This window comes from Methanococcoides seepicolus, from assembly GCF_023684405.1.
Taxonomy (GTDB): Archaea; Halobacteriota; Methanosarcinia; order Methanosarcinales; family Methanosarcinaceae; genus Methanococcoides; species Methanococcoides seepicolus.
Window position 1 is genome coordinate 1 of record NZ_JAGSOI010000068.1, and the last position, 13,490, is coordinate 13,490.

General features: G+C 37.3%; 8 protein-coding genes and 2 tRNA genes. 5 read left to right on the forward strand and 5 right to left on the reverse strand.

All coding sequences use genetic code 11. The features are described from left to right. Nucleotides 1-254: 254 nt before the first annotated feature. Nucleotides 255-449, forward strand: a complete 195-nt coding sequence (locus KDK67_RS12265; RefSeq protein ID WP_250869078.1) for a hypothetical protein — start codon at nucleotides 255-257, stop codon at nucleotides 447-449. Here KDK67_RS12265 and KDK67_RS12270 read toward each other — a convergent pair whose 3' ends face one another. Further along, nucleotides 450-1,238: a hypothetical protein gene (locus KDK67_RS12270; protein WP_250869079.1), complete on the reverse strand. Its 789-nt coding sequence runs from the start codon at nucleotides 1,236-1,238 to the stop codon at nucleotides 450-452. It abuts the gene before it with no gap. A 753-nt stretch (nucleotides 1,239-1,991) separates the two neighbouring features. Between KDK67_RS12270 and KDK67_RS12275 the strand changes: the two genes are divergently transcribed. Beyond that, the gene (locus tag KDK67_RS12275; RefSeq protein WP_250869080.1) at nucleotides 1,992-4,571 is read left to right on the forward strand and encodes a tetratricopeptide repeat protein; all 2,580 of its coding nucleotides are present in this window, start codon (nucleotides 1,992-1,994) and stop codon (nucleotides 4,569-4,571) included. 2,067 nt (nucleotides 4,572-6,638) lie between these two features. Here KDK67_RS12275 and KDK67_RS12280 read toward each other — a convergent pair. The 3 genes from KDK67_RS12280 to KDK67_RS12290 form a co-directional block, all read right to left on the reverse strand. Next, nucleotides 6,639-6,742: transfer RNA gene (locus KDK67_RS12280), tRNA-Gly, on the reverse strand. Between the two features lie 130 nt (nucleotides 6,743-6,872). Continuing rightward, complete coding sequence (gene uvrB / locus KDK67_RS12285) at nucleotides 6,873-8,855, reverse strand: excinuclease ABC subunit UvrB (RefSeq protein WP_276575155.1); 1,983 nt, start codon at nucleotides 8,853-8,855, stop codon at nucleotides 6,873-6,875. A 187-nt stretch (nucleotides 8,856-9,042) separates the two neighbouring features. Next, nucleotides 9,043-9,879 (reverse strand): hypothetical protein, encoded by an 837-nt coding sequence (locus tag KDK67_RS12290; protein WP_250869082.1) that lies wholly within the window; start codon nucleotides 9,877-9,879, stop codon nucleotides 9,043-9,045. A gap of 570 nt (nucleotides 9,880-10,449) precedes the next feature. Between KDK67_RS12290 and KDK67_RS12295 the strand changes: the two genes are divergently transcribed. Together KDK67_RS12295 and KDK67_RS12300 are read left to right on the forward strand one after the other, a co-directional pair. Further along, complete coding sequence (locus KDK67_RS12295) at nucleotides 10,450-11,697, forward strand: proteasome-activating nucleotidase (RefSeq protein ID WP_420846949.1); 1,248 nt, start codon at nucleotides 10,450-10,452, stop codon at nucleotides 11,695-11,697. Nucleotides 11,698-11,782: 85 nt separating this feature from the next. Continuing rightward, nucleotides 11,783-11,860 (forward strand) — tRNA-Glu (locus KDK67_RS12300). Nucleotides 11,861-12,342: 482 nt separating this feature from the next. Here KDK67_RS12300 and KDK67_RS12305 read toward each other — a convergent pair. Then, nucleotides 12,343-13,269 (reverse strand): hypothetical protein, encoded by a 927-nt coding sequence (locus KDK67_RS12305; protein WP_250869083.1) that lies wholly within the window; start codon nucleotides 13,267-13,269, stop codon nucleotides 12,343-12,345. Nucleotides 13,270-13,381: 112 nt separating this feature from the next. Between KDK67_RS12305 and KDK67_RS12310 the strand changes: the two genes are divergently transcribed. Next, on the forward strand, nucleotides 13,382-13,490 hold a 109-nt coding region (locus KDK67_RS12310), incomplete at its 3' end, for a transposase-like zinc-binding domain-containing protein (protein WP_420846926.1).

Below are 13,490 nucleotides of genomic sequence, written 5' to 3' on the forward strand. Positions count from 1 at the left end.
ATAGTGGGTGGAAATCTGATTGATTTACATTTATAAATATTACTTCGTATTTACATTTTCCTAATATCTAAAAATTATCTATTTATGTCTAATGCTATCATCAGAACTTTAGAAAGAACCTCTCATACTCCTCGCACACTAATCGAACGGATGTTGCCTAATATATAAGGGTGGGCAAAATGGTTTAGTGATATGTTCATGCTGATGGTGTTGTTTACATTGGGAAGGGAGCTAACAATATTGATGAGCAGGAATTGGATGTGAAGAAGGCTCAGGAGTTTGTTAATGAGAAGTTAGTTTCTGATTTTATCTTGAAGCTTACTCCTGAGAAAGCTAGAGAGATTGGAATAAACCATAGGAGTGCTTTGGCTTATTTGAAGAAAAAAGCAAAAGATGGAAGTTTGAATTTTAAAGCTAAGAATGTTAACAGAGCTGTTAATTACATTTAATTAAGTTACTGATGGCAAAGAGTTTAATATTTGCAAAAAAGTATTTACTGCTAAAAGAGATTTTGGAACTGCATTTAGTAGAGGGGTTAATTTGCTTAGCTTATTTTTTAACCCAGCTGGAGATGCGTTCTTGTCTGAAAGGATTTCAGTGCATATCTCTTTTACTTGATTTTGTTCCTTGGGCTTAATTAAATCAATATTCTGGAGTATTTCATTTATTTCAGCATCAAGTACAGGCTTAAATGCTTGAATGATAACTTCATTTTTTACTTCAACAGAAATTTCGTTAGTGTTGTGGTTAGTAATCACAATACTTTGAGGACTTCCTTCCTTTTCTGAAGCACTGTGGTGAATTTTTTCAAAATCATATTGTCCAATTAAATGAGATATTTCGTATATTATAGCCGCTTGTATGTTCAAAGCTTGTTTGAAAATTTTTAAAATGGCTTCATTCTCAGAATACTCGTGTTTTTGAGGAGAACAAAATGAAAGATCAATATAACATACAGCTTTTTCATGTTCATTTTTAAAAGACTTTATGTTAGACGGTACGTAAGTTTCAATTAATTTAAGTGATTCAACGTACCATGCATTGTACTGATTATTTAAAATCTCTTTTAAATAATTATCAGGATTCGACCAGAAAAATTGCTCTTTTTCTTTTCCAATTGAAGTAATATCATGAACAATAATAAATGATCTGAAAAAATTTTCTGCACTTGTATTAATTCGATCTGCTGTCTTGCACAATCTTGAAACTTTATCAATTAGTTCCATATATGAACTCATTTTTTAATCACCACTTTTTTAACAAACATGTAGTAATAGTTATAAAGTTTTTTATTAATGTGTATTATTCACCCACCATTTCATGATTAAAACAGCTTAAATAGTAGCGTACAAAAAATCAACGGTACTTTTTCTCATATGTTATGATTATGGTTGTGCGACTAAATGACACAAACCCGTACAAAAAAACAGACTTACCTATATCCCCTTCATTTAGGAGAGAAATCTAATTAAACCCTCTATCTGTAACAAAATGGAATTGTAAGCTATCAATTAGTGGGGTTTATGGTCAAGATCTTATGTGGTTCAGAAAAGATAACATCTATAAACTTGCCACGATTCAACATAAAAAGCCTCTTGCTCTTTAGGATATGCTTTGGCTTAGAAATAGCTCTTCGATGCTACTTTTGTACTTCGATAGAGTTAATTCTAATTTGAAATAGAAAAGGAGGCAATCTATAGATCACCCCCCTCTGATTCAGCAACAGAGGAACAAAATTATTTTTCAGGATTGTCTCCCTTATCCTCTCTTTATAAGGTATATACAATTCAACAAGCAAATGGCAGCTAACATACTTAACCATCGTTAGTAAAAACAAAAGCAAATCAACTAAAGTAATAAATTAAAACAAAATAGAAGTATTTTTATATTAACACTCTGTTTTTTAATCAGTAGATTAACTCAACAATAAAATAATTTTATTTCAATCAGTTAATAAATACAATTAAATTCTAATGGGGAAGGGGGATCTAATGAACATCATTTCAGTCTTAACGTCTAAAGCCAAAAAGAACATGCATTTGCAAATAACGCTAACTAATGGCAATATAATTTGTGGGAATATCATTGACATCGATGAAACGAGCGTTCTCATCTTAGACAAAGAAAAACTGGCAGCTACTTCTTTGAATATGGTTGGTGCATGGCAATTGGACCTAAATGAGGAGTTGGATATTGCTACACCAGAAGAAGTAAATTTTGTTCCTGACGAAAAAGATGTTGAAGATCTTGATATTATTGAAAATATTGAAGAGATCGGTGAAATTGATGTTGCAGGTTTATTGGATGGATTTGAGCCGAATAGCGTGATCTTTTCTAACATTATTCCAAATAAACATGTTACTAAACTACCTGAAAGCTTCCTTGAAATGGAATGCAGTTCTGACAGGGGCAAATGGGACAGCATATTCAGCCGTTATCAGAATGCTCTAAAAAATAATGATCAGGAATTATTTGAATCTTTGTCAGATGAACTAATTACAATGGGCGATAGAAATCCGAAATATGGAATATTCTATTTTAATTCTGCATGCTTTAAATTAAAAAGCTACGACTATCCTGCTGCAGGCAAGTTATTTGAGAGAGCATTTAGAATTGATAAAAAAAGCGATTATATTTATAATGCCGCTTATACATACCTTCTTGAAGGAAATAATCCAAAAGCATTAGTGAATCTTGGGGCCTACTTCTGTATGGAGTATCCGCTGACAGATAAAAATATGTGGTATAAGTTCTGCGATCTCGCCAAAGATGCAAAGGATTATTATGTTTTCAGTATTGCTTTAAATGAAGCTCTGAATAAATATTATCAATTGGAAGGGGAAAAGATTGATCCATTAAAGTTCTTGATTCAATCAGCTTTGTACGTATTCAAGGATACAAAAGTTATACGTGATATAATAGTTGATATTCTTACTTCAATTGAAAATAATGGTGAAGCTCCAAGCTATGAAATGATTGACCATTTCATTGATGATCTTAATGATTCGATGGATGAAAATGGGTTATCCAATGCCAATGATGATTTTGATCTTGTTTTCGCTATTTTGAATGGTTTATGTGCAGAAGATGAAACAGAACTTGTTCCTGTCCCAGAAATAAAAGTAAATGATGATATCCCCGTGATAGAACGTTATACAACGGGCCTAAAAAAAGGATATGTCTACAGAGTAATACCTCCTTATAGATATGGTTTCTTGAAAGATGACGATGGTATTAATTGCCATTTCAAGTATGATGTGGTTTTTGATGATGTGGGATTCCTGGATAGTACTACAGAATACAATCAACTTCCTTTATTGTTTAAATCTATACCTAGCACACTGGAAGATGCATCTACTGATGAAACTGCCCAGGTTATTTTTTCAGTGAAATTACTGGACAACATGATAAATTTGGCCAGGAACTTCGCTAAAGAAAGGGAATATCCTCATGCTATTGTCGAATTGGATAATGTTCTTGATTATGATCCCGATAACCCCGAAGCCAAAAGTTTGAAACCGAGATGGGAGGGACTATACGAAAAGAAAAACAGAGTTGAATCCGATAAGATCAATTTTCAGCCCAAAAATGAATTGGAATGGAAGCAAAAGGGCAACCTTTTATTGAAACTGGGTATGTATGAGGAGTCCATAGATGCTTTCAATAAAGCCTTTACAAATATGTCCAATTCTTCCAGTTCTTTGCATGGCCAGGGAATTGCATACCTGAAAACCAAAAGATATGAAGAAGCTATTGTGTGCTTTGACAAAGCACTGGAAATGAACTCTCTTCACTATCACGCAAATCATGCCAGAGGTATTGTATATCAACGGCAGGGAGACTATGTGCATGCACTAGCTGATTTCAATAAGGTTATCAAGGTCAGACCCGACCATAAAGATGCATGGAAGCAAAAGGCTTTTTCTCATTCTCAATTAAAACAATATGAAAAGGCCATAGACGCATATAATATGGCTCTCGACCTGGATCCCGAAGACTGGGTAACATTATCCAATAAAAGTGCTGCTTTCATAAAACAAGACAAGCTATTTGATGCAATGAAATGTATCGACAAGGTGCTATCCTATCTACCAGAACACGCGGATTCTCTTTTTACAAAGGGATACATATTCCAAAAAGAAAATCGGCTTGAAGATGCACTAGAATACATTGAAAAGAGCCTTGAATACGATCCAGGTAATGTGAAAGCCCTTTCTAAAAAGGCATTTGTACTTGCAAGAATGGGTAAGCCTGAAATTGCGATCGATGTCATGAAAAATGCACTTAAACTGAACATGGGAAATGCTAAAACATGGTACTACAAAGGCGTTGTACATCACTATGCTGGCGATTACGAAAAAGCAATAGAGGCGTACCAAGAATCACTCTATATCAACCCAGGCGTAGCTCGTGTTATGGGATGTAAGGAGAGGGCTGAAAAGGAACTGGAACCTTCCATGAAATCAATCCAAGAAGCTTCTGACAGCTTGGAACACGAAGATAACTTAAGTTCAAATGAAGATGTAGAAGATCTGATCTCAAAATTAAATGGAAAATTTTCAACATCTTGAAGTTGATTAAATAATTCCCTTTAACATTTTCTTTTTTAAATTCAATGGAATTAATTTCATTAAAATGTATTGTTCTATCTTTTGAAAAATCGGGTTTAAAATTTGTAATAAATCTTTACATGACTATGATTAAATGTATCATAATTCGACTTTGAAAAAGATAAGGACAATCTATAGATTTGAAACTATCAACATGAAAAACCTCTGGCTCTTTCGGATATGTAAAATATCTACATTTTTAGTTCAAAATTAGTGTATATTTTGACCAAATTTGCTGGTAAATTTGTATAGAAACTGCGAGAAATACCCATATTTGTCAGTTCAAATGTAGTATATAGTTTGAACTATTTGACTGGTTAATTTGTATAGAAATTATGTGAAATATTAACATTTTTCAGTTCAATTGTAGTATATAGTTTGAACTACTTGGTTGGTTAATTTGTATAGAAATTGTGAGAATCAATTTAGAATTATAAAGGATTTGATACATAAATCACATGGCAATTACCAGAGATTTATGCATCATGTTGGCTCAAAGACCACGATAAAATCGGGGAATTTTCGCACTGTACGCGCATCCAAATACTATGATATGATAAACAAATGTGATAATACACATGTGCATAACAAGTTCATGCATTGGTAACCTACAGCAGAGGGTTACTGATCCCAATCGGCAGAGGATTTAGCTTGTACATTTGAGTAATTGGGGAGTACCACAACGCGTCATTGGTTGATGGTATTTTAAATCGAAATCATGACTATGATATGCGATCTGTGGAAAATGAGCAACATCCATAATCTCTGACCAGGATGAAGTAGGGGTCATTCGGATAATGCAAAAAGGTCAATGCATATTGGTTTTGGAAACCGATGCACGATATGGAACAATATCCAGGATACGTAGGTCCAAGTATACTATACGCTATCATGCATATATATACGTTTGGCAGAATAAAAATAAGTTCACGTAAAATGTGTATCCGATGCCGATTCCAAATAATGAAATACGTCACAGATCATGATTTTAACAAGGATAAATTAAAACCCTCAATACAATAAACGCACATAATCAGTATATGTACCTTACGTTAATCAAAAATGCCCCAAATTTACGTAAAACATGTAAAAAATGACGAATCGAAACCGATAAAAGCAGGTGGATATATAGCGATTTTAAACCAATAAAACGGGAGACATTTGACACGTTTATGTCAGAAACATAATCACAACATCTCAAATAATATAAACATGACAATGCGACACCATATTGACGATCCCATTCAACCATGTACAATATTCACCAAATTTACGTAACAAAATAAATTTTCATTTAATAGTAATTATTTTCAAATGATATGCAGGGGAGTATAGTTAATGCTACGCAATATTTAGCACATTTTCAGCGATCCCATGGGCAACATCACTTCGTAACTTATTAGACAACGTTATCTCGCCACATTTGTCAGAATATAGCATCAAAACTATGCATCGTTTGTATAACATCATCTCAAAATACATAGATATGTTGTAGATCATTGCGACACATTGAAAATGTCATGTTTTCTGCGATACAAGTGTAATACAGTTCATTAAGTTTTTTTGATATGTTATACCGTTTTATACATTTCAAAATATGTCAACATGTTGTCACATTTAGCCCTGAACTTTTACCGTATTATAACTGTCTAAAAAGTTGTGCAATATTGTGCAATATTGTACAATATTATACCGCACTTTATAAAAAGTTGCACAACATTGTGCAAACTGGTGATTACTATGATGTTGAGACATGTTTTCAGGAAAATTGGGGTTAAAAAAGCATCCAATAATACGGAATATTACACTATCAATCTACCAACTGATGTTGATTTTAAGCCACGCGATAATGTTGAGATCATACCTGCGACATATGATGGACGTAATGCTGTGATCATTGCAGAAGTAGCCACGCAACCGTGCGGCATTGTGTCAAAACCACACACTACCACCATAGAAAATGTACAAAATAGACATGTCGAATGCAGTTTGGTCACGCGACACACACCTGCTACCGATACTGAAAGATGCGCCGATCGGGGGTCGAACCCGAGTTTAGGGCTGTCTTCAGCCACCCCAATGAAGGGAATAGGCTTGGAAGGCCCCAGTCATAGCCACTAGACCATCAGCGCACTTGCACTCCCTAACTAGTATTTTTAGCATATAACCCTTTCGGCTAAAGCCACTATCAGAAAGGAAGTATTGCACCGAATGCAATACGTAATAGAACACCACCATTATGTCGCTGTAATAAAGCAGATATTAAAGAGAATACGTACTACGGAGCTCCTTTATGTTGTCACGCAACGCAGCCGCCCTTTCAAATTCCAGATTTGTGGCAGCCATGTGCATCTCCGCTTCAAGTTCAATGACCATATCAGCGATCTCGATATCAGAAAGATCCTCTGCAACCTCAAGAACTTCAGACACGACTTCACCATATTCTGATTCAACAAGCTCTTTTTGGAGAGCTTTGTGAATGGTCTGCGGAACGATACCATGCTTTTCATTATACTCAAGCTGGATCTGCCGCCTTCTGTTCGATTCCCTCAGAGCAGCCTCCATGGAACCGGTAATTTTGTCAGCATAAAGTATCACATATCCATCCGCATTCCTTGAAGCTCGCCCCATTGTCTGTATAAGCGACCTTTCCGAACGCAGGAAACCCTCTTTATCGGCATCAAGGATAGCTACAAAAGCTACTTCCGGAATATCCAGCCCCTCCCTTAACAAATTGATACCCACCAGAACATCGAACACCCCTTTTCGCAGATCACGTATTATCTCTGCTCGCTCAAGAGTATCTATATCAGAATGCATATAACGCACCCGAATACCCATTTCCAGCAGATACTCGGTCAGATCCTCGGCCATTCTTTTGGTAAGCGTTGTGACAAGGGTGCGATAGCCTTTCTCAGTGACCTTATTAACTTCACCGATAAGATCATCGATCTGATTCTCCACCGGGCGAATGAACACCACAGGGTCAACAAGACCTGTCGGCCTGATTATCTGCTCCACGACAGCACTGCTGATCCCGAGTTCATAATCCGCAGGTGTAGCTGACACATAGATGGCCTGGTTTATCTTATGATGGAACTCGTTGTAGGTCAACGGCCTATTATCGTAAGCAGAAGGAAGACGGAAACCATAATTGATAAGTGCCTCCTTTCTGGCACGATCCCCATTATGCATTCCCCGGATCTGAGGAATGGTCACATGGGACTCATCGATAACAAGCAAAAAATCATCAGGGAAGAATTCGAGCAGAGATGAAGGAGGATCACCCGGCTTGCGTCCGTCAAAGTGTCGGGAATAATTTTCAATACCGCTGCAATATCCAAGCTCGCGGATCATCTCCAGATCGAACTTTGCACGCTGCATAAGTCTCTGTGCCTCAAGAATACGGTTCTCAGACTCCAGTTTCGCAACCTGCTCCTCAAGTTCTTTTTCAATTGAACCAAGTGCTTTGACCATTTCCTCCTGCGGCATCACGAAATGTTTAGCAGGATAGATGACAATGCTGTTGTCCTCTTTAACCTCGTCGATTGTCTTTCCAGTCACTGGATCAAAGGAAGAGATCCTATCGATCTCATCACCGAACAGTTCTATACGAACGCCATGGATATCCTGTGCAGGAAAAACCTCAATAGTATCGCCTTTGGATCGGAAAGACCCTTTGGCAGGTTCAATGTCGTTACGCTCATAGTGTATATTGATGAGTGCGGCAAAAAGCTCACTTCTACCCACCTCATCGCCCGGGCGGAGAATAACAGACATTCGCCTCCACTCATCAGGAGAACCGATGTTATAGATGCTTGAAACACTGGAGACGACGATAACATCCTTGCGTTCAATGAGGGATTTTGTGGCCGACAGACGCAGACGATCGATCTCTTCGTTCACAGAAGAATCTTTTTCTATGTACGTATCTGTGGTGGGAAGATAAGCTTCCGGCTGGTAGTAATCATAATAACTTACAAAATATTCTACTGCATTATTAGGAAAAAATTCACGAAACTCAGAGAAAAGCTGTGCTGCAAGTGTTTTATTATGTGCGATCACAAGAGTAGGTTTCTGTACGTTCTGTATCACATTCGCGACCGTAAAGGTCTTTCCGGAACCTGTAACACCCAACAATACCTGATGTTTCAGACCTTTGTTCAGCCCTTCGGTTAGTTTTCTTATAGCTTCCGGCTGTTCACCTTTAGGTTCATAGTCAGATACAAGATCAAAACCACTCATCACTCTGTGAATATGTATGTGAATAGCTATAAACGTATGCGTGTGTCACTGTGGCAAGTTTCACAGAATAACAGGAAGTGAATACGCTATCACAAGAAAACAACAACTGTTCGATATGATAAACAGTAGAATATAAGAAAATAAAGAAATCAGAAAAGTAAGCATTAACAGATGATCTTTACCAGGATCATGCCCTCTGTACCTGCCAGACAGGATAACCTTGTACATAAGGCTGACCTACAGCCTCCACACGGTCACCAATGTAGAGATATTCGCGCTGAGTACGGTTTCCACGGCGTTCAAGAAGATTCTTTCGATACATACGGGAAAGATATGTTGATACTGTGCTCAATTTGATCTCACCGTAGATACTTTCGTAGTGCTCCTGTATCTGTTGTGAAGTTGACCATTCGCGTGAATGCTCATATTTCAGGAACATTTCGAGTCTTTCACTGATCGTCAGAGAAGTGTCCATTATTCTGTCACGGAGTGATAAGTTCGGCACGATCTTGTTGTGAACTTGTGGAACTTGTTTTTCTGTGACAGTGGGCTGAGAAGCATATGGCATGCCCATATTGGAAGTTGACATAGCCTGTTGTTGCTGTTGTTGTGGTGGAATATAATTAACGGACTGATTCACAACAGGATTAGCAGATGTATTCACATTTTGCTGGTTCACAGGAACGTAGTACTGCGGGTATTGAACCTGTGTTGCTGGCATCTGCATGCCAGAATACATCGGCGGTACAGGTGATGGTACCGGCATAACAGATACTGGATAAAATTGATTTTGTCCACCTTGTTGTGGTTGTAACACTACAGATTGTGAATTTTGTTGTGAAAAAAGTTGTTGGGCATTCTGCCCGGAATGCAGATTGGCTGATGAAGATCCAGTCGAGCGAGTTTGCGCCTCATCTAAAGTATCAATAAACTTGATCACTCGTTCTTTCACATTCTCACCAGCAAATTCAATGCTGGTGGATTCTTTCCCTTCGCCATCGAGTATTTCGATCCGAATCTTCATCTTATGCGCCCCTGCTAGCGTATCCATCCATCCCCTCAGATCGGTGGATTCACAAACCATTCATCCCCTCAGATTATGGTTTAGTTTTTGTGTGAATGCAGTCAAATACAATCGCATTGTGGTGATTTTATGCAATTGATACATGCTGCAATATAATAATAGTGTGTGATAATATATAAATATTTCCTTAAATTTGTGTCATTATATGTTTTATGGCAAATTAAAGGGTTTTAAAGCTTTATTTTTAGAAAAAAACAGATAATTACAGCTTAAAATTGAAGGAATTTTTTCCATTGAGCACAATGAGAGAAAAAGACAATTGAGAGTATGAAACAAAATGGTATTAAGACGTATATAATGTGTATGAACTAGATCTAAACCAGCACAATAACAAAAATAACAAAATAATGAAAACAATACGGATCAATTAGTATTTAAAGCGATAAAGACCCCCAATAAATACAAATGGAACAAAAAGGCGTGCCCAATAGGGATAAAAGAATCCTTAAAGGATGAGACATTTTCTAACACGCAGTTGTTTTATATTACATGATGTTATAAGAAGGCAACATGACCGAAGTAAGTGAAGGATCAACAGCAGGAAATAAGTCCACTGAGATGGATTCTAATGGTGGTGACCACAATACTGATGAGATGCAGGAAATGGACATCAAAGAAGTGATCAGTGAGAACGAGGTTCTAAAGGTCCAGAACGAAACAATGAAAGCAAAGCTTCTTGAAAGCAATATGATGGTGAACAAATGCATGTCAGAGATGGATCAGCTTAAGGACCAGCTTGACCACTTGACGACACCACCACTGTTCATTGCCAGCGTCATGGAAGTAGAAGATAGCATGGCACTCCTGCGCCAGCATGGCAATAATCAGGAAGTTATGACGATGATACCATCTGAAATGGAAAGAACCCTCGAACCGGGCATGCGCGTAAGCATCAATGCAGCGTTCGCGATCATCGACATCATCAGCAGGGCAGCCGATGTTCGTGCGCAGATGATGGAACTTATCGATTCACCTGGAATAGATTATGATATGATAGGCGGTCTTGATGAGGTGCTCAAAGAAGTCATTGAGTCAGTTGAGCTGCCACTTACAGAGCCAGAGCTGTTTGAGAACCTCGGTATTGAACCACCAAGTGGTGTCCTTATGTATGGCAGCCCCGGAACAGGAAAGACACTTATTGCAAAAGCAGTTGCATCAAGAGCACATGCGACATTCATTCGTATGTCAGGCTCAGATCTTGTACAGAAGTTCATTGGAGAGGGCGCAAGGCTCGTAAAGGATGTTTTCCAGCTTGCCAGAGAAAAGTCCCCATCCATACTGTTCATTGATGAGATAGATGCAGTCGGTGGAATGAGAACCCACGATGGAACGACCGGTTCTGCGGAAGTTAACCGTACGATGCTCCAACTTTTGGCCGAGATGGATGGTTTCGACCCCAGTGGCAATGTGAAGATCATAGCTGCGACCAACAGGATAGACCTGCTTGACCCAGCTCTTTTGCGCCCGGGAAGGTTTGACCGTATAATCGAGATACCCATACCCGATGAAAAGGCAAGAGAGGAAATATTGAAGATCCATACAAGGAAGATGAATCTTGAGAAAGATCTCGACCTTGCCAAGATCGCAAATATGACCGATGGCCTTAGTGGTGCAGACCTTAATGTTATAGTTAAAGAGGCAGGCATGTTCGTGCTCAGAAGAAGAGGCGACATGATCACCATGAAAGACTTCCTCGATGCTTTCGAGAAAGTAGTTTCCGAGGAAGAAGTCAACACCCCGGCCGGAATGTTCGCATAATGCGAACTTCCAATTATCTTTTTCGACGAAAGTTATAAATAGAATTGGTTGCTTTTAGGGGATGTTAAAAGCAGCAAACCCGTGTGCTCCGATAGTGTAGCACGGCCAATCATACAGGACTCTCACTCCTGCGACTGGGGTTCGAATCCCCATCGGAGCACCATTAACTCTTTTTTAATATTCCACTAATTTGTAACAATCTTATATGGATTTTTGATATTAAAATTGTCTGCGAGCTTGTAGCTTGCAAATACAATTAAGAGTTTGTTGATGTCAGTAATATGCAGCTATTGCTTACTGAAAAAAGATAGAGACACGATTTCGAGCCATATTGGATCTTTTGGAGGATTACAAATTAAATTAAAAAAGCAAAGAAGTATTCTCCCTTTTGCTTCAATTTGTGAAATATCACAGAAGTCCCAGTGCGACACCCATCAGTGCCCACATCTTAAAACTGCAGTGACCACCAGAGGTACAGCAAACGCTGAAACTCTTTTATTCACATCACAAAAAGATTGAGATAGCTCATTGATTCGAGTGAATTCATAAGCAGTTATTGCAGTTAGTATTATTCAGGAGAAACAAAAATATTATTACACAAAACGGATAGATTAGAATATTAAGCACGATCTAAAATCGATTTAATCAAACCTCCCACTCATAATCAACTGCATAAAACGATTCGTCATCATTAAAAACAGTTTTAATATCATTTATATAATATTCCCTATTATCCCTAATGAACTTAGATCTTGCATTATCGGCTGAAGAAATCAAATATACCACCAGTACAATCGACATGAAAGTAACAAAATCATACAGTCCACCTAACAAATCAACATTGGGATAATTCGGAATAATGGATAAAGAGACAATTACACCAATACCAATAGCCCAATATTTAAGACTAAATAAATTGCTGACAACATGTTTCACATAGTATCGAGGGTTGTTTATTTTTAAGAATAAATAAATCACAACTAATAAGCCTACATAAGCAAATAATGGATATATAGGATTAAAATTAAAGCTTTCCATTGCAATAAGTTGATAAATTCCTATTAGAACAGGTATTGCCCAAATTGCAGCTTTGAGAACAAGTGAATTACTATTGTTCCTCTTTTCTTCAAGAAGCTCAAGGTTAATATTTTGCAATTCAGTTACAATATTCTTCAATCGCAAACATCGGTTTTCAATTGCTTCTTTACTGTTTTCCAGAGAAACTTCTTCCCCCAAATCATTTAGTTCTAATTCAGATGTTCGAAGTATTTTCTTCAAATCTTTGAAATATAAAAATGACTCAATGTCATATTTAATGGTAACTAAGATTCGATGTGCAGTTTCAATTAATGCGATATTTTCAATTATACCAATAGTTCGATTTGCAGATAGTATGTAATCTTCAAATTTTTGTGAATCATATTCAAAGAACTGATCCAATATAAGCCGGTCTAATTCACCCTCCAAACGATTTAATTTTGAGTTTGAATAATCCGCATACTTATCATATTTTTTTTGCATATTGGATAGCGTCTTCTGAGCATTTTTGATCCCATTTCTAATTTCATTCAAACTATCTATGTAGCTAGGATCAATTTCATTAATTAGACTCACACAGCTTAATTAAAATTATGGCATTGGTATTTAAGTAGAGTTTTTATGTTATTAGGACCTATATTTATGCATGAACTGTCCCAGGTGCAAGAGCTCCAATCATAAAAAGAACGGTAAAATCGATGGACGTCAACGCTACAAATGCCATGATTGTGGGTATAACTATTCAGTGGAGATTA